22 protein-coding genes are annotated in these 24983 nt (G+C 27.7%); 21 read left to right on the top strand and 1 reads right to left on the bottom strand.

Annotated elements, in window-relative coordinates; translation table 11 throughout:
• Nucleotides 1–17: 17 nt before the first annotated feature.
• The 4 genes from KXZ80_RS11785 to KXZ80_RS11770 all read left to right on the top strand — a co-directional run bounded on the left by KXZ80_RS11785 (nucleotide 18) and on the right by KXZ80_RS11770 (nucleotide 3642).
• Nucleotides 18–722, top strand: a complete 705-nt coding sequence (locus KXZ80_RS11785) for a sigma-70 family RNA polymerase sigma factor (protein ID WP_021433661.1) — start codon at nucleotides 18–20, stop codon at nucleotides 720–722.
• 8 nt (nucleotides 723–730) lie between these two features.
• On the top strand, nucleotides 731–1504 hold the full coding sequence (locus tag KXZ80_RS11780; protein ID WP_021433660.1) for a flagellar hook-basal body complex protein: 774 nt from the start codon (nucleotides 731–733) through the stop codon (nucleotides 1502–1504).
• A 9-nt stretch (nucleotides 1505–1513) separates the two neighbouring features.
• Nucleotides 1514–2269 carry a flagellar hook-basal body complex protein gene (locus KXZ80_RS11775; RefSeq protein ID WP_021433659.1) on the top strand — a complete coding sequence of 252 codons (756 nt, stop codon included), beginning with the start codon at nucleotides 1514–1516 and terminating at the stop codon, nucleotides 2267–2269.
• A gap of 254 nt (nucleotides 2270–2523) precedes the next feature.
• Nucleotides 2524–3642, top strand: coding sequence for a hypothetical protein (locus tag KXZ80_RS11770; RefSeq protein ID WP_021433658.1), 1119 nt, complete (start codon nucleotides 2524–2526; stop codon nucleotides 3640–3642).
• A gap of 44 nt (nucleotides 3643–3686) precedes the next feature.
• Here the strand turns inward: KXZ80_RS11770 and KXZ80_RS11765 are convergent, their stop codons facing one another.
• Nucleotides 3687–3872: a hypothetical protein gene (locus KXZ80_RS11765; RefSeq protein ID WP_055830801.1), complete on the bottom strand. Its 186-nt coding sequence runs from the start codon at nucleotides 3870–3872 to the stop codon at nucleotides 3687–3689.
• Between the two features lie 327 nt (nucleotides 3873–4199).
• On the opposite strand from KXZ80_RS11765, the gene KXZ80_RS11760 reads away from it, so the two are divergent.
• The 17 genes from KXZ80_RS11760 to KXZ80_RS11680 all read left to right on the top strand — a co-directional run bounded on the left by KXZ80_RS11760 (nucleotide 4200) and on the right by KXZ80_RS11680 (nucleotide 24930).
• A complete protein-coding gene (locus KXZ80_RS11760; RefSeq protein WP_021433656.1) occupies nucleotides 4200–4520 on the top strand; it encodes a MazG-like family protein in 321 nt (106 codons plus the stop codon).
• 202 nt (nucleotides 4521–4722) lie between these two features.
• Nucleotides 4723–5628, top strand: coding sequence for an N-acetylmuramic acid 6-phosphate etherase (murQ, locus tag KXZ80_RS11755; RefSeq protein ID WP_021433655.1), 906 nt, complete (start codon nucleotides 4723–4725; stop codon nucleotides 5626–5628).
• Nucleotides 5629–5649: 21 nt separating this feature from the next.
• The gene (locus tag KXZ80_RS11750) at nucleotides 5650–7011 is read left to right on the top strand and encodes a PTS transporter subunit EIIC (RefSeq protein WP_021433654.1); all 1362 of its coding nucleotides are present in this window, start codon (nucleotides 5650–5652) and stop codon (nucleotides 7009–7011) included.
• Nucleotides 7012–7170: 159 nt separating this feature from the next.
• On the top strand, nucleotides 7171–8244 hold the full coding sequence (locus KXZ80_RS11745; protein ID WP_021433653.1) for a MupG family TIM beta-alpha barrel fold protein: 1074 nt from the start codon (nucleotides 7171–7173) through the stop codon (nucleotides 8242–8244).
• 3 nt (nucleotides 8245–8247) lie between these two features.
• Nucleotides 8248–9093, top strand: coding sequence for a MurR/RpiR family transcriptional regulator (locus KXZ80_RS11740; RefSeq protein ID WP_021433652.1), 846 nt, complete (start codon nucleotides 8248–8250; stop codon nucleotides 9091–9093).
• A gap of 449 nt (nucleotides 9094–9542) precedes the next feature.
• Nucleotides 9543–10235, top strand: a complete 693-nt coding sequence (locus KXZ80_RS11735) for a polyphosphate polymerase domain-containing protein (protein WP_021433651.1) — start codon at nucleotides 9543–9545, stop codon at nucleotides 10233–10235.
• A gap of 12 nt (nucleotides 10236–10247) precedes the next feature.
• Nucleotides 10248–10916, top strand: a complete 669-nt coding sequence (locus KXZ80_RS11730; protein WP_021433650.1) for a DUF4956 domain-containing protein — start codon at nucleotides 10248–10250, stop codon at nucleotides 10914–10916.
• A gap of 10 nt (nucleotides 10917–10926) precedes the next feature.
• Entirely contained in the window at nucleotides 10927–12438 is a 1512-nt protein-coding gene (locus KXZ80_RS11725; protein ID WP_021433649.1) for a CotH kinase family protein, read from the top strand.
• 15 nt (nucleotides 12439–12453) lie between these two features.
• Complete coding sequence (locus tag KXZ80_RS11720; RefSeq protein WP_021433648.1) at nucleotides 12454–14520, top strand: hypothetical protein; 2067 nt, start codon at nucleotides 12454–12456, stop codon at nucleotides 14518–14520.
• A 13-nt stretch (nucleotides 14521–14533) separates the two neighbouring features.
• Complete coding sequence (locus KXZ80_RS11715; RefSeq protein ID WP_021433647.1) at nucleotides 14534–15670, top strand: HEAT repeat domain-containing protein; 1137 nt, start codon at nucleotides 14534–14536, stop codon at nucleotides 15668–15670.
• Entirely contained in the window at nucleotides 15664–17073 is a 1410-nt protein-coding gene (locus tag KXZ80_RS11710; RefSeq protein WP_021433646.1) for a glycosyltransferase family 2 protein, read from the top strand. Before KXZ80_RS11715 ends, KXZ80_RS11710 begins: the two co-directional genes overlap by 7 nt.
• Before the next feature lie 104 nt (nucleotides 17074–17177).
• Nucleotides 17178–17948 carry a LamB/YcsF family protein gene (locus tag KXZ80_RS11705; protein ID WP_021433645.1) on the top strand — a complete coding sequence of 257 codons (771 nt, stop codon included), beginning with the start codon at nucleotides 17178–17180 and terminating at the stop codon, nucleotides 17946–17948.
• 14 nt (nucleotides 17949–17962) lie between these two features.
• Nucleotides 17963–19153, top strand: a complete 1191-nt coding sequence (locus KXZ80_RS11700; protein WP_021433644.1) for an NRAMP family divalent metal transporter — start codon at nucleotides 17963–17965, stop codon at nucleotides 19151–19153.
• Between the two features lie 29 nt (nucleotides 19154–19182).
• Nucleotides 19183–19878, top strand: a complete 696-nt coding sequence (gene pxpB / locus KXZ80_RS11695; RefSeq protein WP_021433643.1) for a 5-oxoprolinase subunit PxpB — start codon at nucleotides 19183–19185, stop codon at nucleotides 19876–19878.
• Nucleotides 19878–20894, top strand: a complete 1017-nt coding sequence (locus tag KXZ80_RS11690; protein WP_021433642.1) for a 5-oxoprolinase subunit C family protein — start codon at nucleotides 19878–19880, stop codon at nucleotides 20892–20894. Before pxpB ends, KXZ80_RS11690 begins: the two co-directional genes overlap by 1 nt.
• A 271-nt stretch (nucleotides 20895–21165) precedes the next feature.
• The gene (locus KXZ80_RS11685) at nucleotides 21166–21735 is read left to right on the top strand and encodes a hypothetical protein (protein WP_021433641.1); all 570 of its coding nucleotides are present in this window, start codon (nucleotides 21166–21168) and stop codon (nucleotides 21733–21735) included.
• Between the two features lie 27 nt (nucleotides 21736–21762).
• On the top strand, nucleotides 21763–24930 hold the full coding sequence (locus KXZ80_RS11680) for a ligand-binding sensor domain-containing protein (protein WP_021433640.1): 3168 nt from the start codon (nucleotides 21763–21765) through the stop codon (nucleotides 24928–24930).
• Nucleotides 24931–24983: the final 53 nt, after the last annotated feature.

The raw sequence follows: 24983 nt of genomic DNA, 5'->3' as shown, positions 1-24983 counted from the left end.
TGGAGTTGTTGGACATTATGATTAGTAAAGAAGAACTTATAAATCAAAACATGCCTATTGTTAGAAGTATTGCTTCCAAGTATTATACTAATAAAATAGGAATGGAATACGAGGACTTAGTAAGTTATGGAGTTATGGGATTATTAGATGCAAGTGATAAGTTTGACGAAGGAAAAGGTGTTAAATTTTCTACATATGCTTCAATAAGAATAACATCTTATATAATAGATGAAATTAGAAAGCAATCACCGGTATCTAGAGGATGTATAAGTAAAGTAAGATCATATAAAAATTGTATAGAAAATTTACAACATAAACATTTTAGAGAACCTACAGTAAATGAAATAGCTGAATTTATGGAAGTATCCAATGACGAAGTCCATAAAATAAGAAAAAGTACTTTAAGTTTAAGCACAAGTTCTCTTGATAATATGGTTCTAGATAGTGATAATGATTTAAAATTGATAGACATAATAAAAGACGACTCTATAAATGTAGAGGCATCAATAGAAAAAGAAGAGTTGATAGAAACAGTAGCTAAGGCTTTAGACATGTTAAAGGAAAAAGATAGACTTGTATTATCACTATATTATTATGAAGAATTGACACTTAAAGAAATTGGTGAAGTATTAGGAGTTACAGAATCTAGAGTTTCACAGTTGAGTAAAAAAGCTATTTCAAATTTAAGAGGTATTATGAAAAAAATGAAATACCTGGATTAGGAGGAACTATGATAAGAGGACTATATGCATCGGTATCTTCAATGCTAAATTTGCAGTCAAGACAAAGTATAATAACAAACAATGTAGCAAATATAAAAACTAATGGATACAAAGAAGATAAATTAATTTCTAAAAGTTTTGAAGAAATGACTTTATCCAATAATGATAACTATCAAAATGGAAAAGCGTATCAACAAATTTTAGGCGGAGTAAGTTTTGGAACTAGGATGGATGAAGTTAATACTAGCTTTAAACAAGGGACTTTTGTAGGAACTGGAAATAATTCAGATTTTGCAATAGATGGAAGTGGATTTTTTCAAATAAGAGATTTTGGTGGAAATACATTTTATTCTAGGGATGGATCATTTAAAGTTAACTCACAAGGATACCTTGTAACAAATGGTGGTCATAATGTTATGGGATTAAATCAGGCAACAGGAGCTAATGAACCTATATATGTAGGAAATGGCAAAATTACAGTAAGCTCTTCAAATGAGCTTACAGTAGAAGGTGGAGATAGTTATAAATTTTCTATTGTAGATTTTAATGATTATAAAAGCCTAAAAAAAGTTGGAGATAATCTATATTCAGGAAATAACCCTATGAATTCAAATAATTACTCTATAAAGCAAGGATATGTAGAAGGGTCAAATGTAGATTACATAAGTTCGGTAACAGAAATGATGGAAACTGTTAAAGAGTTTGAAGCGAACCAAAAAGTTATACAAACAATAGATTCAACATTAAGACAAATAGCTAATGAAATCGGAAGTGTAAGGTAGGTATAATATATGTATAATATAATGCATAATAGCAAGGCTGGAATGTTATCAAGTCAATCTAATATAGAGTTAATATCTAACAATATAACAAATGTTCAGACTGTAGGATATAAAAAATTAGATGCTGGCTTTTTAGATTTATATCAAGAATCATTACATAAAAACTCATACCCAACTAATTCTCCGGATATTAGAACTGGTACTGGGAGCAGAATATCTCAAGCAACTAGAAATTATGAACAAGGTGCAATTAAAGAAACTAAAATAAATACTAATTTAGCAATAGATGGAAATGGATTTTTTAGAGTAATAAGATCAGATGGAAGCTATGCTTATACTAGAAATGGTGAATTTAACTTAGATTCAACTGGTAAATTAGTAGATGATAAGGGAAATGTATTAGATATACAGCCTATAAATGGTAATGTTAAAAATATTAACTTAAAAAATGGAGACTTGAGTATAAATAAAAATGGGGAAATTTATCTAGATAAAAATAAAGTTGGAGAAATTAATTTATATCAACCTAAAGGAGATGTTGATTTTACATCAGTAGGAGATAACTTATTCACTGCAAAACCGGTAAATGTTGAAGTTGTACAAAATAAAAGCATATTACAAGGGCATGTAGAGATGTCTAACGTAAATATGCAAGATGAAATGGTAAATTTAATAATGGCTCAGAGATCATTTCAATATAATAGCAAAGGCATACAGGTAGGGGATGATATGTGGTCTATGGTAAATAATCTTCAGAGTAGATAAAAGATGAAGAAATGCTTCTTAAATTTATAGATTAATATCTAGAGATATAGAAGGTCAATATGAATTTACCAATGCTGTATATCAAAACTAGACACTAAAGCTAATGGACTTGCACTACTTTGTGTAAATGGATATAATATTTATAAGTGCAAACCAGGGCTTATAAAAAATAAAAAAGGACTTATTATAGTAGACGCAATAGATAAATAACAACCATAGATAACGAAGTTCATTTGTAAAGGGTGAAATTATATATGACAAAGATACTGAAAAATAAATACAATAGCAACGGCGAACGATGTGTTGATGCATGTTTGAATTATGGTGAATTAAGGTTTGTAAATGAAGATGGATCACCTATTAGCATTGAAATACCTCTAGATAAATATGAAGAAGCTATAGCTGATTTTGAAGATAGAATAAAAGAAGGTATGACACATGCAACACTAGAGCCAAAAGAGATATTAAAAAGAGGAGCTTTTACATACAATCAAGCTAAGATTATAGCTAATGAAGGTAAAGTAAGAGGAATAGAGTTTTTTGAAATTGATGGAAGTGTAGAAGTAGAGCATATGTTAGGGATGTCAGGATGTATAGAATATGCACTATCTATATGGAATGGAGATTCTAAAAATGAAGCACTTATAAAAGCTATATTGAGAAGTATAAAAATTTATGGAGATAAATTTATTGAAAGTATAAATTTAGATAATACTGTGGATAAGAGTGAATATTGCAGGTTTGCTAAAAGTATGCACTCTACTAATAATTCATTTGATATAGATTTATATAAATACAGAAATCACACAATAGAAGACAATTTTTCATTGGAAGATGAAAAAAGTTATCAAAAAATTAATAATGTTAAATTGATATTAGGCATTTTAGGAGGAACTTTAGCATTTTTCATTTTAGCTATTGCAACTAATTTTGGTAAAGTATTGGATAATGCTTCACTATATATATTGTTAAATATATTAGGTATAGGGGTAGGTGGATTTTTAACAGCTAGATTATCAAAGTTAATGCTTGATAAGTATATAAAAAATACGAATCAAGAAGTTATGGAAATGTTTAATGAAGAAGTTGAAAGAGTTTCAAAAGATAATTTGTTAACAGAAAAAGAAGTGTACATAATTTTAAAGAATATCACTAAAGGAGAATTTTCTAAGCTGCTTTTAGATATGAAAGGTAGTGTAAATAAGAAAATTTCAAGTGTGAACATAGTTAACAAAGAAAGTAAATTTATATTAGATGCAAGAAGATATGTAATATTACCAAGTGAATATGAAATAAAGCAAGCATTAGATTCACTAGTTAATGGATATAAGTCAAAGTTAGACAATGATTATAATGTAGAAAATGTAAAATAACATGAAAAAAAGAGCTATATGAATAGCTCTTTTTTATTTAAGTTTTAATTTTCAAGTCCTTTTTTCATTGGAGAGAATACTAACCCTGAAAATATAAGTCCACATAATGCGCAACCTATATAAAGTACAGGAGTTAATACGGGTTTATCTAGTAAATTTCCAGATATACCACAGATTAGTCCTAATAATAAGAACATAACCATATTATAACTTCTTCTCAACCGATCCATTGCTGATTACAACCCCCTTTAAATTTACGAAAATCGTAGGAAGTAAAAACACGAGGTAGCCAATTAAATTTCAAATTAGCTACATATATATATATTAACACAAATTTAATACTAAACCAATAAAACTAGCTACTTTACTGATTTTGTTAATAAGATTTAACATTGAAAATCTATTCAATATATATTAAAGTTTGAGAAAAAGGTATACATGGGTTATGGACATTTCAAGCTGAACTTTGTTTGTGGATCAAAACATGTATATCCTCTTATATCTAAGACTTATGCTATACTAAATATGGTGTTTAATTAAAGAAAAGAGGTATAACAATGAACAACAACACATTAGTTAATTTTGAAGAAATTCAAAAACTAACACAAATAGATAAAAAAACAATAGAACAAAGAGCTTTAAAATTAACAGAAGAAACAGGAGAAGTAGCACAGTCGATACTTAGCAGTATAAACGCATGTGGATGTGGATATAAAAATAAGTCAAAGCATGATATAACTGAAGAATGTTTAGATGTTATTATCGTTGCAAGCTCAATAATAAGTCAAAATTATGAAAATGAAGTAGATATTGAACTTATAAAAGAAATATACAATAAAAAATTAGGAAAATGGAAAGAAAAGTGCAGTCAAAAGTAGAAGTTAACTCATAAAAAGTGAGTTAACTTTTTTAGTTTTAGGAAAATGTATTCTCTTAAATGTATTAAATAGATATAAATTTTTACCATATCTATAAAATAATATTTCTTTATTTATAAAATATATTGAAATGATATTTCAAACATGGTATTATGAAATTACAAACAAGAAAACGAATTCATAAAAATATGGAGGTAAAAAAATGGATAAATTAAACTTATCGAAATTAACAACAGAAAGTAGAAATCAAAATACATTAAATATAGATAAAGTATCAACTTTAGAAATGGTTAAGATGATAAATGAAGAAGATAAAAAGGTAGCAAATGCAATAGAAATAGAACTACCTCAAATAGCAGAAGCCATAGATGGAATAGTAGAGAGAATGCAAAAAGGTGGAAGATTAATATATATAGGTGCAGGAACTTCTGGAAGGTTAGGAATACTAGATGCATCAGAATGTCCTCCAACATATGGAGTATCAGAAGAATTAGTTCAAGGATTAATTGCAGGAGGTCAAGAGGCCATATTTAGAGCTAAAGAAGGTGCTGAAGATTCTAAAGAATTAGCTGTATTAGATTTAAAGGATAAACATTTAAATGAAAATGATACGGTAGTAGGTATAGCTGCATCAGGGAGAACACCATATGTAATAGGGGGATTAGAGTATGCAAATGAAATAGGAGCCTTAACGATATCAGTTACATGTAATGCAGACTCACAAGTAGCAAAAGAAGCTAAAATAGCAATATCTCCAGTCGTTGGAGCAGAAGTTGTAACAGGGTCTACAAGATTAAAGTCAGGGACAGCACAAAAATTAGTATTAAATATGCTATCAACAGGAAGCATGATAAAAATGGGAAAAGTATATGGAAACTTAATGGTAGATGTAAAAGCAACAAATGAAAAATTAATTGAAAGATCTAAAAAAATAGTGTGTGAAGCGACAGGAGTAAGTTTTAAAGAAGCAGAAACTGTTTTAAATGAAACTGATTTTGATGTAAAGCTATCTATATTTATGATCTTGTCAAATTTAGAAAAAGAAGAAGCTAAAGTAATATTAGAAATGAATAATGGATATATAGCAAAAGCTCTTAAAAATATATAAAAATAGATAGGAGGAATTGTAATGACAAACCAAGAAATAGCAAAGAATTTAATTGAGTTAGTTGGTGGAAAAGAAAATATTAAAAGTGTGCAAAACTGTATGACACGTTGTAGACTTGAACTTTTAGATTATTCAAAGGTTCAAATGGAAGAATTGAAAAAGTCAGAAGGTGCGTTAGGAGTAGTTCAAGCAGAAGGACAATTACAAATTATTTATGGACCAGGTAAAGTAAATAAAGTAACTGAAGAAGTAAATAAGATAGTTGGTAAAAAAGTATTGCTAGGTGATGATGCAATAAAAGAAACAAAAGACAAATTAAAGGAAAAAAATAATACAAAATTCAAAAATGCACTTAAGAAAGTTGGAAATATATTTATACCTTTAATACCGTTATTTGTAGCATGTGGATTGGTTTTAGCAGTTAATAATATTGCAGGTGTATATTTTGGAGAAGCATATACAAGTACAACTGCAGCTAAGATAATAGGGTTAATAGGAAATGGAGTTTTCTCAGTTTTATCTATATTAGTTGGGTTAAATGCAGCAAAAGAATTTGGATCACAAATGCCTATGATGGGTGGAGTACTTGGAGGAATTTTATCATCTCCAGTACTTGCTGATATAAATTTATTTGGAATGACATTAACACCAGGTAGAGGTGGAATAATATCAGTAATACTAGTTGCGCTATTAGCAGTTTATATTGAAAAAGGATGTAAAAAAGTAGTGCCAGATGTACTAGACTTATTTATAACTCCACTAGTTACACTAACAGTTTCAGTTTTAGTTGCATTATTAATATTGCAACCAGTAGGTGGATTTATATCTGATTCAATAGGGTTAGTAGTAGCAAATACTGTAGCATCAGGAAATATGTTAGTTTCTGTTATATCAGGAGCAGTGTCAGGAGCATTATTCCTACCATTAGTTATGACTGGAATGCATCAAGCTTTAACACCTATACATGCAGATTTAATAGCAAGTACAGGTTCAACAGTTTTACTTCCGATACTTGCAACAGCAGGTATGGCTCAAGTTGGAGCTACAATAGCAGTTTTTAAAAAGACTAAAAATAAAAGATTAAAAGAAACAGCAAAAAATGGATTAGTACCAGGATTTTTAGGTATAGGAGAGCCTTTAATATATGGAGTAACATTACCTCTTGGAAAACCTTTCTTAGGAGCTTGTTTAGGAGCAGGAATAGGTGGAGCAGTAATGGCATTTTTCAAAGTTGGTGCAGTAGCAATGGGAGTATCAGGATTACCTCTTGCACTATTAATAGCCGATGGGAAAATGTTTGTCTTCTTAATTGGAGTTGTAGCTTCATATGTAGGTGGATATTTCTTTACAGAATTATTAGGGTTTGAAGATCCGGTAGAATAAAAAATAGTAAAGGACTGACCTAAGGTTTGGGCACTCCAGATATAATACTAAGTTGTGCTCCCAAAGCTTAAAAGATGCTTTGAAGGTCGCTACAAATTAGTATTATATCTTGGTCCAAAAAATAAGGGCAGTCCATTTTTATATGAGGAGGAAGTAATTATGAGTTTAGGATTTTCAGTTTATTTTGGATTAGATAATACAAAAGATGAAAATATACAATTATTAAAAGATGCTAATGAGTTAGGATTTACTAGGATTTTCACATCGCTTCATATTCCAGAAGCTAATTATGATATTTTAAAAGTTGAAGTGAGAGAGTTTTTTGAGTTAGCAAAACAATATGATATGGATATAATTAGTGATATATCTCCAAATACTTTTAAATTTTTAGATTTAAATAACATGGATTTAAAAGGGTTAAGAGATATGGGAGTAAAAACAATAAGAATTGATTTTGGATATACAGAAGAAGAGATATCTAATATGAGTAAAAATGATTATGGTATACAAATACAATTAAATGCGTCTACAATAACAGAATCATTTTTTAAAAACTTAGATAAATTTTCTCCAAATTATGAAAATATAGATGCACTTCACAATTTTTATCCAAGAATCGGAACGGGGATATCTGAGGAATGTATGTTAGAAAAAAATAAAATTTTAAATGATAGAGGAATAAAGATATGTGCATTCGTTCAATCTAACAACAGAAAAAGAAGTCCATTAAAAGATGGATTACCAACATTAGAAGATCATAGAAATAAAGATGTAAGGCAAGCTGCAAATCATTTGTTTGCAATAGGAAATCAATCAGTTTTTATAGGGGATTCACTTCCAAGCAAACAAGAGTTAAATGATTTAGCCAACCTTTTCACTGAAGGAGTAGAATTAAGAATAAAAGTAGATACTAAAGAGAAAGTTTCGTTAAAATTATTAGAAGAAATATATAGTTCACGAACTGATGGAGCAAGAGATGCTATAAGAGCTAGTGAAAGTAGGTTAATATTAAATGGGAATAATATAAAACCTGAAAATACAGTAGATAAAAATTATGGAGATATAACTATAGACAATGAAGGATATAAGAGGTATATGGGAGAGCTTCAAATTTTAACTACAAATCAAGCTTACGATGTTAGAATAAATAAAGTAGCATCAGTTTTACAAGATGACTTTTATCTATTAAAATATATAAAGAATGGTAAAAAGTTTTATTTTAGAAAGGTCTAAGTTATGAATATTTTAGAGTATATAAAACAAAATTATGAAGATTTTACAGATAGCGAGAAGCTTATAGCTGACTATTTACTTTCTAATAATGAGAGTATAATTAATTTATCAGCTAAAGAAATAGGGGAAATAACAAATACTTCGGCAGCTACATTGATTAGATTTTCAAAAAAATTAGGATTTGAAAGTTTAAATGAAATGAAGTTAAAGTTATCTATGAGTTTAAGAGATATAAAAGAAAAAGCTGATTTTGAGTATATAAACAAAAAACTTGAGACAACAGATATAATATATGGGATAAAAAAATCGATTGATAAAGTTATGGATAAAACTGTAAATTTAATTCAAGAAGAAGATTTAGAAAAAGCGATAGATTTGCTTTCTAAAGCAAAGAATATATATGTATATAGCGTTGGAGTTTCAGGGTTAGTAGGACAAGATTTTTATTATAAATTAAGTAGAATAAATAAAAGATGTATAGCACATGTGGACACTCACTTACAAATTACTTCATCTATTTTAATGGAACCTGAAGATGTAGCAGTTGCAATATCATATTCAGGAACGACAAAAGAAGTAATAAAGTGTGTAGAAAATGCAAATAAAAATAATGTTCCAGTGATAAGTATAACAAAGGCAAGTATAAGTAATAAGTTGGAAGATTTATCTGATATAACGTTAAAGGTTCCTTATGTAGAAAAATCTTTAAGAGAAGGAGCTATGAGCTCAAGAATATCTCAACTTGCGATAATCGATATGCTATTTATAGGTATGGCTAAAGAAAATATCGAAGAAATAGAAAATAAATTAGTAGTAACAAGAGAAGCAGTAAAAGATTTAAAGTTATAAGTAAAGAGAGGAATATAGTTGTATTTTGATACACAAGCAAAATACAACTATATCCCTATGCTTATTGTGGAAAAGAAGGATAAGGGTGTAGGTAGTTGATTTTAAACACTTAAAAGTCAGAGACTTTGGTGTTAAGAGTCAACTACCTACACCCTTCTTTGCGATATAAAGTAAATCCACAAATTATGAATAATTTTACGTAATATCCAAAGTATTTTTAAATATGATTACAGTTAAAGGAAATTAAAAACTTTATTGAACTTAATTAACATTGGGTATATCAATTAAGTAAAGATATATAATTCTAGCTTAGAATAATAGATAAAACTATTTTTTACCATTAGCTAAGTACAATATTGACTGTAATGTCGAAAAAGATAATAAAATATCATGATGTGCTAGAATATAGAATATATTAACCGGAAAATCTACGCAAGGAGTATGGAAATTTGATAGTAAATAGAAGAGAACTTAAATACCCAATAGGTGAAATGGATTATTACAAAGTTAATGAACTTTTTAAGGAGGTATTAACACCCGATCCAAATAATAAAAGTTATGGGTATCGTATACGAAGCTTATACTTTGATAGTTTAAACAATGATGATTATTATGCAAAAGTAAATGGAGAAGAGATAAGAAAGAAAATAAGGTTGAGAATATATGACACTAAAACAGATAAGGTCAAACTTGAAATAAAGCGAAAGATGAATGTAAGCCAAAGAAAAGAGACAACTACTATAAGTAGAGAAGATGCAATTGCTCTTATAAATAAAGACTATAGTGTACTTTTAAATTATGAAAATGAAACAGCTAAATCCGCGTACAATATAATGACTATAGGTCAATATAGGCCAGTAGTACTTGTAGATTATAATAGAAGGGCTTATATACATAATGAAAATAATATACGAGTTACATTGGACAGTGATATAAAGTCTAATGAATTCGATTTTGACATGTTCAATGAAGATATACTAATGACACCTATTGTAGACTATTATAATGCAGTTTTAGAAGTGAAATTTGATGGGGAATTGTTTTGTTGGATATCTCAAGCTTTAGCTGGTTTAGATACAACAAACAGATCTCTTAGTAAGTATTGTAGTTCAAGACAGTTTTTTGAAAATTATATATTATAAGGATGTGGTGGAATGAAGGAAACATTATACAAATACTTAACAAACCAAAGTGGAACTATAACAGCTTTTGGAGCATTGGAAACAATGTGTATAGCACTATTACTATCGGTAGTAGTATTTTGGACATACAAAATAACATTTAGCGGAGTTATGTACAATAGAAAATTTAACGTATCTTTAGTAATGCTTACTTTAGTTACAACTATGGTAATGATAGTTATTGGTAGTGATATAGCTTTATCTCTAGGTATGGTAGGGGCATTATCTATAGTTCGTTTTAGGACTGCAATAAAGGACCCAAGAGATACTGGTTATATATTTTGGTGTATAGCAATAGGCCTTAGTGTAGGTAGCTCAAATTATATGGTAGCAATTATAGGTTCATTATTTTTATTTGCAGTTTTATCTATGTTTAGTTTTAGTGGATTTGGAAAAGAAGACAGATATATATTAATAATAAGAGGTTTAAGAGAAAAAGAAGAAGAGATTATGAGATGCGTATTTAACTCATTTAAAGGGAGTCAATTAAGAGCTAAAAATTCAGTAGGAGACAATATAGAAATAATATATCAGATAAAAATTAAAAATAATGAAGATGAAAATATTATAGGTAGCTTATATAGTATAGAAGGGGTTAGCACTGTAAATATAGTTGCTCAAAATGGAGAGACAATAGGTTAGGGGATATATTATGAAAAAAGATATATTTAAAAGTTTTGTAGCAATTGCTTTTTTATTTTTAACATTATTAATAGTAGCAAACCTAAGTTATATAAAAGAATTATCACAAAAAGAATTCGAAAAAGTTAAACAAAAAAACTTCAAAACATACCAGCAAGAAAGTAAAATAAGCAAAGATTACAACTTACCTATAGTTTTGATTGATACAGATGGAAACACTATCAAAAGAGAAGATAAAACTGTTGGAGAAATTCAAATTTATGATAATAAATCAGGATTAAATAGATTAAGTGATACACCCAACCTAACAAGTAGAGCGAGTTTTAAAATAAGAGGAAATAGTACTAGTAAGTACCCTAAAAAACAATACATAATAAAACTTATGGATAAAAAAGGTGGGGAGAAAGAAAAAAGTTTACTAGGAATGCCAAGGGATTCTGAATGGGTGTTAAACGCACCTTTTGCGGATAAATCTTTAATGAGAAATTATATAGCATTAGAAACATCTAGCAAAATAATGGGATATGCACCTAGAGTAAAATTTTGTGAAGTGTTTTTAGTAGATAACAAAAGCCTTAATATAGATGATTCTAATTATCAAGGTGTATATATGATGATTGAAAAAATCAACAGAGGAGAAGACAGAGTAGATATAACTAAAACTATAGAGGGAAGAAAAGATACTAGTTTTATATTGGCTAAAAATAGACAAAAAGAAGGAGATATAGAAGTTGATAGTTATGGGAAAGAAATTTCATTATATAATAATGGATTAAACATTGAATATCCTAAAAAAGATTTAACACCCGGGAAATACCGATACATACAAAAATATATAAGTAAATTTGAAAGAATGCTTTATTCTGATAAATTTAATGATCCAGATGTAGGATATAAAAAATATATTGATGATGATTCATTTGTTGATTTTTATATAATTAATGAATTTTTTAAAAATACTGATGCTGGAATTTATAGTACATATATGTATAAGGACTATAATGGAAAACTGAAAGCTGGTCCAGTTTGGGATTTCAATCAATCATTAGGAAATCATACTGAAGATATAGGACAGCCATATGACTATAAAGGTTTTTTTATGAATCAAAGACCTTGGTTTGATAGATTAATTGAAGATAAATTATTTGCTAATAAAGTTATAAATAGATACAAAGAACTGAGAAAAACTTATTTAAGTGATGAATATTTGATAAAGGAAATAGATAAAAACCAAAAAAAATTAGGAAAATCAATTGAAAGAAATTTTAATAAATGGCCAATCAAACTATGTAATCAAGCAGAGGTATTTGAGGAGAATAGTTCAGATTTATTTAGTGATTCGAATATAAAAACGCCACAAGAATATATTGAGTTCTTAGATAAACATGCTCATTTAGTAAAATCTACAGAAGGCAAAGCTAAATCATATGAAGAAGAATTGAACTTAATGAAAAGTTTTATAAAAAATAGAGGTAAGTGGATGGATCAAAATATAAACACCTTAAGTAAGTGGTCTATTTAATAGGAGTGAAATTAAATGAAGAAGTTTTTAACTATTTGTATATTAATATTTTTAATAGGTATAGTTGAATTTGGAAACTTTATATCCAATGATGTTTTGGCAAAAAATAAAACTTATTTTATAAAAACTAAAGGAAAAGATATTTATATAGCTAAGAATGATAGATGGAGAAATTTAAAAATTGTAGGTGTAGATTTGAATTCTACTAAACCTGGTGTATTTTCAAGTGAAAATATGATAAGTGAAGAAGAATATTTAAGATGGATAAGTTATATTTATGATATGGGGGCTAACTGTATAAAGGTTTCTCATACAATGGATGCTAGTTTTTACGATGCGCTACATAAATTCAATAAAGATAAAAAGAATCCTATATACTTAATGCAAGGAATTTACTTTGATGAAAAATTGCTTAAAAATGGTAAAGATCCTGAAGGGAAAACTGCATCTGAAGCATTTAAAAATAATATTAAAATTGCAATAGATTCTGTGCATGGGAATTTAAATAATTTAAAAAAATCAGATATATTTGAAAGATATAAGACAGATGTATCAAAATATGTTATTGGGTATAGCGTAGGAATTGAATTTGCAAAGCATGACATAATATATGCAGATATAATGAACCAAAAATCTCCATACAATGGGAAATATATGTATACAAATAAAGATGCATCTTCATTTGAATCATACCTAGCTAGTATGGGAGATTATTTAACTAAATATGAATTTGCAAAATACAAAAAACAAAGTTTAATAAGTTTTATAGGTACATCTCCATCAAATATAATCAATAACAAATCGAGTAAAGATGAAAAAGAAATAAAAAACTTTGTAGATGTTAGTAATATAAAAAGGACAAGATCTCTAAAAACAGGTATAGTTGCTAGTTACAATATATATCCATCTTTTACGGATTTAAAAGAATATCAGGATAATATGGATGAATACTTTAAAAAAATTAATGATCATTATAAAATACCGGTTATAATCGGAGAAATGGGTGTCCCATCAAGCAGGGCAGGTGGAGATTTTAATAAAGACGTTAACAAAGGCTATATTACTGAGCAGGAACAGGGTAAAGCTTTAGTTAGTACATATAGGGCTATAAAAAAATCGGGAATTTCAGGATGCTTTATATTTGAGTTTCAAGATAGCTGGGCATCTTCGTCATGGAATACTAAAGATAGCAAAATCTTAGATAGATCAGCTTATTGGAGTGATGCACAAACATATAGTCAAAGTTTTGGGCTTATGGACTTTGAGCCAGGTAAAGCAAATGAAACTCCATACCCGGATGATAGCTTAAGTGATTGGAATGATAGTGATATTTTAAGTCAAAATGATAAATTAAGTTTACATGCAAAAAGTGATGATAAGTATCTATATTTAATGGTTAAGTCACAAAGAAAACTAAATTTAAAGAAAGAAGGATTATATATAGATTTAGATGTAACTCCTAAGTCAGGATCAAATAAAAGTACTCAGTATAATCTAAAATTTGATAAACCCGTAGATTTTATAATTAGTATAAATGATAATAATAATTCGATGGTATCAGTACATGAATATTATAATAGATTTAACTTTTATGAAAACAAAACACTTTATGAACAACGACCAGATTTAATAAAAAATACACCTGATATGGACTATTTCTCACCTATTTATATGGATATAAGACCTAAGATGTATGTAAAATCATTGAATGAGACATTAAATAAAATAAGTTATGAGACTGGCAAATTAACTAAAGGCAATGGAAATCCTAATAGCAAAAACTATAATTCAGCTACAGATTATTATATAGGAGACCATTATGTAGAGGTGCGTATACCATGGGGTCTTATAAACTTTATGGATCCTTCAACAAAACAAATTCAAGATGATTTTTATAAAGAATTTAAGACGAAGCCTCTAAGAATAAATGCTATAAATATAGGAGTAACTGAAAAAGAAGAGAATAACACTATAAATAGATTAAATAGTAAAGCGTACAATTTAAAGGGATGGAATGTACCTGAGTATCATGAGCGTTTAAAGCAATCTTATTATATAGTTAAAGATGAGTTAAAAAAGTAAAGAGGAAAATTTTATGAAAAATATAGTTGATATATATTTAGTACTGAGCTTTTTTATTTATATAATAGCTTGTGCTGTTATTTATATGATAGCAAAAGATATTTTAAACTTTAGATTTTTTAAAAAAGTAAAAGCTATAAAGCCAAAGTTTGAAGCTGAAATTTTAAAACAATTGAGTTGTGTAAAAAATGGAACTGATATATCCAAAATGGATATATCATATGTTATAGAAAAATTAAAATATAGACCATATATTAAGGTTTTTAATAATACTATAGAAGTTTTTAATAAAGATATAAATAATCATAAATATACAAAAACTTATATGGAGAATTTCGAAGATATAGTAAATAGATACGTTTTAAAGCATAAATTAAAGGATAATACATTAAAAACATATATGACTATAAATCTAGGAGAATACAAGCTTAGCAACTATGAAATAAGTGAGTTTTTGCTTAGTTGTATAAATACTAAGTCTATATATCTGAGGGTAGCAGCATTAGAATCAATATCGAAAATAGGAAATATAAATACATTGAAAAGTGCTATTGAATATGTATCTAAAGAAGAAAAATATATAAATAATAAAGTTTTCACAGATATAATAAATCAATTTGGAGGAGACAAAAGTGAATTAGATAAATATTTGATAAATGATTTAAAAGAGTTTAATGAAAGCTTTCAAAAAGTAATTGTTGAACATTTTAAAAATAATAAAACTACGTTTGTAAAAGAAGAACTATTAAATATATTAAAAGATAATATAAGCAAAGAGATTAATATAAGTATAGTAAAATATTTTACTATTATAAAATATGATGAATGTAAGTATATAATCATTGAATTCTTAAAAAATGGAGATTGGGAGTATAGGGCTGTATGTGCTAGCGCTTTAAAAAATTATAAGTGTGAGCTTAGTGAACAAGCTCTTTTAAAAAGTATAAATGATAAAAATTGGTATGTTAGATATAACTCTGCAATAAGCATATTAAAATTTGGTGATAAAGATTTAATAAATTATATATTGGAAAATGATGATAAATATGCAAAAGATATACTTTTCTATGCAATGTTTATGGACAACAAGATATCATACGAAGAGTATTTAGAAAAATTAGAGGAGATAGAGGTAGAATATCAATGTTAAGATTATTCGTAGATTATTTAAATGTGTTCTTTTTATATTATATGTTTATTTACGCTATAGTATTTTTTATATCTACTATATTTGCTATTTTAAATTTAAATGAAGATAAACGTAATAAAATGTATTTAAACGAACTTTCACTGAAAAGCACAGATAACTATGTACCTGTTTCCATATTAGTTCCAGCATATAATGAGGAAGAAACAATTTGTGATTGTATTGAATCGTTGTCGTATGTAGATTACCCAGAATATGAAATTGTAGTTATAGATGATGGATCAAATGATGATACTTCTAATAAATTAATAAATAAATTTGAATTAAAAAAAGTTCCAAGACCTATAAGAAGATTGGTTAAATGTAAAAATGAACAATTTATATATGAAGGTTATATCAAAGATGGTATAAAGTTGATATTGGTAAAAAAAGAAAATGGAGGAAAAGCAGATGCATTAAATATGGGCATAAATGTATCTAAATATCCATTGTTTGTTTCTTTAGATGCAGATTCAATTTTACAACGTGATTCAATTAGTAATATAGTTATGCCGTTTATGGAAGATGATACAACTATAGCTGTAGGAGGAAGTATAAAAGTAGCCAATCAAGTTGTTTTAGACAAAGGCCAAGTTATTAAAGTAATGCCACCTAAAAAGATTCTTACAATATTTCAAACAATAGAATATTATAGAGTGTTTTTAACAACAAGGGTTTGGTTTAATAGTTTTAATGGAAATTTAATAATATCAGGAGCGTTTGGGCTATTTAAAAAAAATGCAGTTTTAAATGTAGGTGGATATGATACAGACACTGTAGGGGAAGATATGGACCTTGTGGTAAAACTTCATTCTTTTTATAGGAAAAATAAGATTAAATATAAAATTAAATATGAATACAAAGCTATATGTTGGTCACAAGTTCCGGAAAAACTTAAGGATTTAAAAGGGCAAAGAAGAAGATGGCATATAGGTCTAATAACTAGTTTAAATAGTCATAGATACATATTTTTAAATCCTAAATATGGATTAGTAGGTATTTTTTCTTTTCTTTACTTTGTTGTGTATGAAATGTTTTCATGTATAATTGATGTTTTTGGTTTAATTATAATTTTAATATCGTATTTTAGTGGATTACTTAATTTAAAATTTTTAATCACTTTTTTATTTATATATATTTTTTATAGTGTAATAATTTCTTTGACAGCGATAATACTTGAAAACTACATGTTTAAATATATTTTAAAATTATCAACTTTATTAAAGCTCATGTTATTTGCATTTCTTGAAAGTTTTGGGTATAGGCAACTATGTTCATGGTATAGGATAACAGGATTTATTGGATATAGAAAAAGAAAATATCAATGGAATAAAATAAGTAGAAAAAAACAAAATAAGATTAAATAAAATAATGGTATGACTTAAATTAAGTCATACCATTATTTTTTTATTCATAAAATTTAAGTAGGACAATAAATAAAAATTAAAAATGTCTATAGGGGGAATAGAATTTGTATAAAGTAGATTTAAATAGTGATTTAGGAGAAAGTTTTGGTTGTTATAAAATAGGTATGGATGAGGAGGTTTTAAAGCATATAACCTCAGCAAATATAGCTTGTGGATTTCATGCAGGTGATCCAATACAAATGGATAAAACTGTAAAATTAGCGATAGAAAATAATGTGCAAATAGGTGTTCATCCAGGGTTTATGGATGTTATAGGGTTTGGAAGAAGGGAAATGAAGATTAGTAAAGATGAAGTTAAGGCTTATGTAAAATATCAATTAGGTGCACTAAATTCTTTTGTTATTTCAAATGGAGCAAATATACAGCATTTAAAAGCTCATGGTGCTCTTTATAATATGGCAGCAAAAGATTATGAGATATCTTTAGCTATAGCACAAGCAGTATATGAGGTTGATAAAAATATAATTCTTCTTGGACTTGCAAATAGCTCAATTATAGATGCTGGGAAAGATGTAGGATTAAGGGTTGCCAATGAAGTATTTGCAGATAGAGCATATAATAGCGATGGAACGTTAGTATCAAGAAGTATTGAAGGATCTATTATGCATGATCCAAATATAGCAATAAAAAGAGTTATAAAAATGGTAAAAGAAAATAAAGTAGAGGATATAAATGGAAAATACATAGATATCAAAGCGGATTCTATATGTGTACATGGAGATAATCCTAAAGCTATAGAATTTGTAAAAAGTATAAAATCAGAGCTTATAAAGGAAGGCATAAATATGTGTTGCATAAGTGAAGTTATTAAATAATTGGAGGGGTATTTATGTCTAATAAAAAAAACTTAACAGCTCTTATGGGAGCTGCTTTTATAATGGCTACTTCAGCTATTGGACCTGGCTTTTTAACTCAAACAGCTAAATTTACAGAGTTATATGGAGCTAGTTTTGGCTTTGTAGTTTTAATGACTACTATATTTTTTGTTGGAGCACAGCTTAATGTGTGGAGAATAATAGGAGTATCTGGGCTTAGAGGCCAGGATATAGCAAATAAGGTTTTGCCGGGATTAGGCTATTTTATAGCTATATTAGTAGGAATAGGAGGACTTGCATTTAACATTGGAAATGTGGGGGGAGCAGCGCTTGGGGTAAATGTAATGTTTAATGCCAATGTTACAATATCTACTTTAGTATGTGGATTTATAGCGATAGCAATTTTTTTAATAAAAGAATCTGGACCAATAATAGACAGATTTACAAGATTCTTAGCAATTATAGTAATAGTTGTAGTAGGATATGTTGCTATAATAAACAAACCTGATATGTATCAAGTTGTAAAAGGAACATTTATTCCAGAAAATCCAGGAGGATTGATTTTTCCAATAATAACTCTTTTAGGCGGTAGTGTAGGGGGATATATAACTTTTGCAGGCGGACACAGACTTATTGATGCGGGAATAACAGGAGAAGAGAATTTAAAAGATGTAACAAAATCTTCGATATTAGGCATAAGTGTAGCAACCATAGTAAGGATTTTATTGTTTTTAGCGGTATTTGCAGTTGTTTCACAAGGATTAAGTTTAGATCCTGAAAATCCAGCTGCATCAGCTTTTAAATATGGAGCTGGAAATTTAGGATATAAATTTTTTGGATTAGTATTATGGAGCGCTAGTATAACATCAGTTATTGGAGCTGCCTATACATCTGTATCTTTCATAAAAACACTTCATCCATTAATAGATAAACATGAAAATAAATTTATAATTTTATTTATATTTATTTCAACATTAATAATGGCAGCAGTAGGAAAGCCAGCAAGTTTACTTATTTTAGCTGGGGCTTTAAATGGATTGATTCTTCCGATTACCTTAGGCGTTATACTATTAGCATCTAAAAACAAAGAAATTGTAGGTGAATATAAGCATCCAAAATGGTTATTAATTTTAGGGATTCTAGTAGTAATAGTTACTGCTGTAGGTGGTTTAATATCACTTAAAGATATAACGAAGTTATTTTAAAAATACTTGGTGGGGGGATAAAATTAGTTATGGAAACGAAATACTTGTTAGCAGGAGATAAAGCTATAGTAGTTGAATTTGGAGACATTATAGATGAAGAGATAAATAGAAAAGTTATAAATTTAATGAAGAATATAGAAGAGTCTAGTTTGATTAATTCTATATATGAGATGATACCAACATATAGATCTCTTATGATAATTTATAATCCATTAAAAATAACATTTAATAATCTTATAAATTCAGTAAAAAATATAGAATGTAATTTAAAAATTTTAGACAAAAGTGAAAAAAATATAATTAAGATACCTGTTTTTTATGGAAATGACTTTGGTCCTGATATAGATACTGTTGCAAAACATAATGGATTAAGCATTGAAGATGTTATAAGATTTCACAGTGAAGCTGAGTACTTAGTTTATATGTTAGGATTTACTCCTGGGTTTACCTACTTAGGGGGAATGAATAGTAAACTAGAGACTCCTAGGTTAGATAATCCAAGGGTTAAAATCCCAGAAGGCTCTGTAGGTATAGCTGGAAAACAGACAGGAGTATATCCTATAGAGAGTCCTGGAGGATGGCAGTTAATAGGAAGAACACCTATTAAATTGTATGATCCTAAAAGAGAAAATCCTATATTATTAAAAGCAGGAGATTATGTAAAGTTTACACCTATAACAAAGGATGAGTTCGATACATTTTTAAATGAAGGAGGCAACAATTAATGGGAGCTAAAGTTTTAAATAAAGGATTACTAAGCTTAATCCAAGGTGGGCCTAGAATAGGGTTTCAACAATATGGGGTTACTGTTTCTGGAGCAATGGATGATTATTCATTAAGAGTTGCAAATGTATTAGTTGGAAATGATGAATATGAAGCATGTATAGAATCATTAATAATTGGGCCCACTATAGAGTTCGATGAGCAATCTATTCTAGCAATAACAGGTGGAGATTTAGGACCTATGTTAAATGGAATTAGAATTGATATGTATAGAAGTTATATTGTAAGTAGTGGGGATATATTATCTTTTTCTGGGATGAAAAATGGATGTAGAACTTATATTGCATTTGGTGGAGGAATAGACGTACCTATTGTTATGGGGAGTAAGTCAACTTATATAAAAGGTAATATAGGAGGATATAAAGGTAGGGAACTCAGAGATGAAGACTATATAAAACTTTTAAAATTTGATGGTAATATAAATTCAATTTTGCCTAAAAAGTATGTAAAAGAGTATGGTAAAAAAATTATATTAAGAGCAATAAGGGGACCACAAGATAATATGTTTGACTCAAAAAATATAAAAACTTTTTATAACTCTGTATATAATATAACAAATGAATGTGACAGAATGGGGTATAGATTATCTGGAGATAAAATTAAGCATTTAGATGGTGCAGATATAGTTTCAGATGGAATAGCGTTTGGGGCAATTCAGATTCCAGGACATGGGAATCCTATTATTATGATGTCGGATAGGCAGACAGTAGGAGGTTATACAAAAATAGCTAATGTTATAAGCGTAGATCTATGCAAACTAGCTCAATGTAAACCAGGAGATAAAGTTAAATTTAAAGAGGTAGATATATATGAGGCACATAGAATTTTAAAAAAATATGAAGAGGAAATTTCTGAAATTAAGAACAATATAAAAAAATTTGAAGTAGTGAATAAAAAAATTTACATTATAGATTTAAATGGGGTTAATTATAGTACTATATGTGAAGAAATACGTTGAATTTTAAAAACTCTTAATAAATAAAAAAATTACCAATATATAATTATATTGGTAATTTTTTTATTTATTTTACTCATACTATTTCACAATCACTATATTTAGGACAAACCTTAACGCTACTCATAATGTCTGTTATTTTTAATTTAAATATTTAATAGTATTTTTAAAAAATTCTGTACAAAAATTTAAAAAAATACTAATTTCGACAAAAACTTACAGTTAAAAAGTGTATACTCGTAGTAATAACAAAAAGTATTAAAGGAGTGATTCCATGAAAATAAAATTTGATTTATTTAGACGGGAAAATTCTAACTGTAATGAAAAAAATTACATAGCAGAAAATAACAAAAGCTATTTAAATAGAAAGTATGCAGGACATAGTTACTTAAAAGAATTTAATTTAAATAAAGACTGCTTGGATAAGTCTGATTTTGAATCTGGAGGTAAAGGGTTTTTAAAAAAAATAGATTGGGTTAAGTCTAGTGATAGAATAAAAGAAATTAAATCATTAAGTGAAGAAGACTGTTATACCTCTGAATTTAAAAAAAATTCACTGTATTATAAATCTATATATATATGTCCTAGCTGCAATAGCCATATGCTTTACAAAATTAGAGCATATAATATAGATACTGAATTTAAAAATAAAAATAAAAGGATACATCATATATATACGTGTCCTGATTGCAGGATATTTTTAGCATCAATTAGGATATATAGCAAAATACATTCTAGATGGATAGGAAATAAGCTTTCGAACTATGCACTTATAAGTGATAGTTACCCAAGATTAAAGTATAAAAAGATTTTAAAATATACTGAAGGTCTACACAGCGATTAATAAGTAAATATTTAGGAGAAAAAATTTATGCAAAGAATAAAATACTTAAAACTATTTATATCTATAGTTTTTGTAATGATACTCAGAGTGGATATTTCTAATGCACAAGAAAGTATAAATTTTAAAAATATAACTATAAACCAAGGATTATCTCAGGGAACAGTACAAGCAATAGAACAAGATAGTAAAGGGCGAATATGGATAGGAACAAATGATGGACTAAATGTTTACAATGGATATGAATTTAAAGTGTATGGTCAAAAAAAGGACCCCAAAAAAGGAATAGCAAATAGTTATATTATCGATATAAAAGAAGATAAGAAAGGCAATTTATGGGTTGCAACTATAGGAGGGGTAAGTAAAATAAATACTGAAACTGATTCTATAAAAAACTACTATAATAGCAAAGATAATGGCAATTTATCAGATAGCAGTGTTTATGATATTTTAATAAACAAAGATGGTAAAGTTTTAATTGCAACAGCAAATGGTGTAGATATATATGATGAAAAAAATGATAAGTTTAAAACAGCAATTAAAAATTTGAATGAATTAAAAAGTAAACATATATACGATATAACTGAAGATGATAGTGGAAACTATTGGATTGGGACTAAAAAGGGATTATATAAATTTGATAAAAAAGATGAAACGGTTGAAAAATTTCTAACTAAAGATACTTGTGGAAAAGATTTAACTGTATACAAAGTTTATTTTGATGGGGATAAGAATTTATGGGTTGGGACTAGAAATGAAAATTTATATAAAGTAAATACAAAAACAAATAAGATAAAAGAGTATGATCCTCCAGAAGGAATTGATAAAAACTCATCTATAAGAGACATATTACAGGATAAAAATAAAGACCTTTGGATAGCGACAGACTCGGGATTAGTAAAATACGATAAGTTAAAAGATAAGTTTAGAGTTTATCAAAAGGGAAAGTACGATGTAAATGGGTTAACCGATAACTTAATATTTTGCATAATGGAAGATAAAAGCGGTCTTCTATGGCTTGGCACTTATTCAGGTATAAGTATATTTGATTCAAAGACTAATATAAATTACTATAAACATGATCCAAACCCAGAAGATAAGACATCTATTTCAGATAATATGGTAAGTGGCATTTATAAGGACAAGGATGGCGTTTTATGGGTTGGAACAAATTCGGAAGGAGTAACGGTTTTAAATAGAGAAAAGGAAAAAACTTATTATATAAAGAGAAAAGATGGGCTAAGTAGTAACAAAGTGTATGATATAAAGGGAAAAGGAGACATAATAGTAATTTCGACAGATGATGGGCTTAATGTAATCAATAAAAAAGAAAAAACATTAAAGGTGTACAATAAAGACAATGGTTTAAAAAATAGCAATATAAGAAGTGTGCTTATCGATGATGATAAGGTATGGCTGGGAACAACTGAAGGGGTTGTAATATTAAATATATCTACAGGTGAAATAGTCGATATGTCTAGTTTGTCATCTAAATATAATATAGAAGATAAATTAAATGGATGTATTTATAAAGATAGCAATGGCATATATTGGATAGGATATTTTTTAGATGGTGGACTTTTAAAATTTGATCCAAAAACTCAAAAAACAAAATTATATAGGATGAGAGAAAATGACTCAAATTCTATAAGTAATAATTCTGTAAGAGTTATAAATGAAGATAAACAGGGGAACTTGTGGATAGGTACAAATTATGGGCTTAATAAATTTAATCCAAAAACAGAAAAGTTTGAAGTTTACACAATGGAAGATGGATTACCTAATAATACTATATACGGAATAGTTATAGATAAATCAGATCATATATGGGTAAGTACAAATTACGGATTATCAAAATTTGATTACAAAAAAAATGAGTTTACAAATTTTGATATAGTAGATGGATTACAAGGAAGAGAATTTAATGGAAAATCATTTAATATAAGTGATGATGGTGAAATTTTCTTTGGAGGAACAAATGGTTTAAATTCATTTAGATGTGAAGAGCTAAAGAAGAAGAAATATTATATAGATTTATCTATAGGAGATATATATGTAAATGAAAAAAGGTATAACAGTATTGATGATGCTAACTTTAAATTTAGTGAAAATAATATAAGCATAGAGATGTTTTTACCATACTATAAGAATATGAGGGATACTAAGTATTATTATAAGATAGATGGAGTAGACAAAGATTTTAAAGATGTTAAAAGTAATAAATTAAACCTAGTAAATTTAAACCCGGGTAAATATACTTTAAAGCTTAAGGCAATAAATAATAATGTAGCTGAATCTAATGAAAAAACAATTAAATTTTCTATAAAACCTCCAATTTGGAAAAGTAAAATAGCTATGGTTATCTATGGAATTATATGCATATTTGCTATCCTATATTATGATAGTAAAGTAAAGTTACTAGATTCTATGGTAAATAAAAGAACAAAGGCACTTACAAAGGAAATTGAAAAAAATGAAAAATTATTTAATAAAGTTTTAAGTTTAGAAAAGAAAAAAAATAGCTATTTTGTAAACTTGTCTCATGAATTAAGAACTCCATTAAATGTTATATCATCAACTGAACAGCTAATAAGTATTATGCTTGATAAAAAAGGTTTAAGTAAAGAAAATCTAAAGTATCATATGAGTGTAATTAATAAAAATGCAGAGAGGTTATTAGAATTAATTACAAATTTAATGGATATAGAAAAAATAGAATATGGAAAATATAAAATCAATAAAACTAAGCAAGATATAGTTGAGGTTATAGAAAATGAAGCTTTAAGGCTAAAAAATCATGTAGAATGCAAAGGAATAGATCTGATAATAGATCCAGAGATAGAAGAAAAAATAGTTAGCTTTGATAAAATAGAAATAAAAAGATGCATAGAGAACTTAATAAGTAATGCTGTAAAATACACACCAGAAGGCGGAACTATAGAATTAGGTATAAAAGATCATATAAATGAAGTGGAGATCTATGTAAAGGACAATGGAATTGGAATAGATGAAGAGCATAAAAAGATTATATTTGATAGATTTAGACAAGTAGTAGATGCAAATGAAGAAATTCAAAACTCAAGTGGATTAGGGCTTACGATAACTAAGGAAATAGTAAACCTACATGGAGGAGAGATTTATATTGAAAGTGAATTTGGGAAAGGTAGTAAATTCATTATAATACTACCAATTGAATAACTAAATAAAAAATAGAATACACTAAGTGTGTTCTATTTTTTATTTTAGAAATT

The sequence above is a fragment of the Paraclostridium bifermentans genome (assembly GCF_019916025.1).
Classification (GTDB): Bacteria; Bacillota; Clostridia; order Peptostreptococcales; family Peptostreptococcaceae; genus Paraclostridium; species Paraclostridium bifermentans.
The sequence above is the reverse complement of the archived record's forward strand: the minus strand, read 5'-3'. Positions and strand labels throughout refer to the sequence as shown.

What these genes read in the sequence shown, in the direction of transcription:
- KXZ80_RS11785 (WP_021433661.1), top strand. Translation starts at nt 18, where the DNA reads ATGATTAGTAAAGAAGAACTTATAAATCAAAACATGCCTATTGTTAGA.
- KXZ80_RS11780 (WP_021433660.1), top strand. Translation starts at nt 731, where the DNA reads ATGATAAGAGGACTATATGCATCGGTATCTTCAATGCTAAATTTGCAG.
- KXZ80_RS11775 (WP_021433659.1), top strand. Translation starts at nt 1,514, where the DNA reads ATGTATAATATAATGCATAATAGCAAGGCTGGAATGTTATCAAGTCAA.
- KXZ80_RS11770 (WP_021433658.1), top strand. Translation starts at nt 2,524, where the DNA reads ATGACAAAGATACTGAAAAATAAATACAATAGCAACGGCGAACGATGT.
- KXZ80_RS11765 (WP_055830801.1), bottom strand. Translation starts at nt 3,872, where the DNA reads ATGGATCGGTTGAGAAGAAGTTATAATATGGTTATGTTCTTATTATTA.
- KXZ80_RS11760 (WP_021433656.1), top strand. Translation starts at nt 4,200, where the DNA reads ATGAACAACAACACATTAGTTAATTTTGAAGAAATTCAAAAACTAACA.
- murQ (WP_021433655.1), top strand. Translation starts at nt 4,723, where the DNA reads ATGGATAAATTAAACTTATCGAAATTAACAACAGAAAGTAGAAATCAA.
- KXZ80_RS11750 (WP_021433654.1), top strand. Translation starts at nt 5,650, where the DNA reads ATGACAAACCAAGAAATAGCAAAGAATTTAATTGAGTTAGTTGGTGGA.
- KXZ80_RS11745 (WP_021433653.1), top strand. Translation starts at nt 7,171, where the DNA reads ATGAGTTTAGGATTTTCAGTTTATTTTGGATTAGATAATACAAAAGAT.
- KXZ80_RS11740 (WP_021433652.1), top strand. Translation starts at nt 8,248, where the DNA reads ATGAATATTTTAGAGTATATAAAACAAAATTATGAAGATTTTACAGAT.
- KXZ80_RS11730 (WP_021433650.1), top strand. Translation starts at nt 10,248, where the DNA reads ATGAAGGAAACATTATACAAATACTTAACAAACCAAAGTGGAACTATA.
- KXZ80_RS11725 (WP_021433649.1), top strand. Translation starts at nt 10,927, where the DNA reads ATGAAAAAAGATATATTTAAAAGTTTTGTAGCAATTGCTTTTTTATTT.
- KXZ80_RS11720 (WP_021433648.1), top strand. Translation starts at nt 12,454, where the DNA reads ATGAAGAAGTTTTTAACTATTTGTATATTAATATTTTTAATAGGTATA.
- KXZ80_RS11715 (WP_021433647.1), top strand. Translation starts at nt 14,534, where the DNA reads ATGAAAAATATAGTTGATATATATTTAGTACTGAGCTTTTTTATTTAT.
- KXZ80_RS11710 (WP_021433646.1), top strand. Translation starts at nt 15,664, where the DNA reads ATGTTAAGATTATTCGTAGATTATTTAAATGTGTTCTTTTTATATTAT.
- KXZ80_RS11700 (WP_021433644.1), top strand. Translation starts at nt 17,963, where the DNA reads ATGTCTAATAAAAAAAACTTAACAGCTCTTATGGGAGCTGCTTTTATA.
- pxpB (WP_021433643.1), top strand. Translation starts at nt 19,183, where the DNA reads ATGGAAACGAAATACTTGTTAGCAGGAGATAAAGCTATAGTAGTTGAA.
- KXZ80_RS11690 (WP_021433642.1), top strand. Translation starts at nt 19,878, where the DNA reads ATGGGAGCTAAAGTTTTAAATAAAGGATTACTAAGCTTAATCCAAGGT.
- KXZ80_RS11685 (WP_021433641.1), top strand. Translation starts at nt 21,166, where the DNA reads ATGAAAATAAAATTTGATTTATTTAGACGGGAAAATTCTAACTGTAAT.
- KXZ80_RS11680 (WP_021433640.1), top strand. Translation starts at nt 21,763, where the DNA reads ATGCAAAGAATAAAATACTTAAAACTATTTATATCTATAGTTTTTGTA.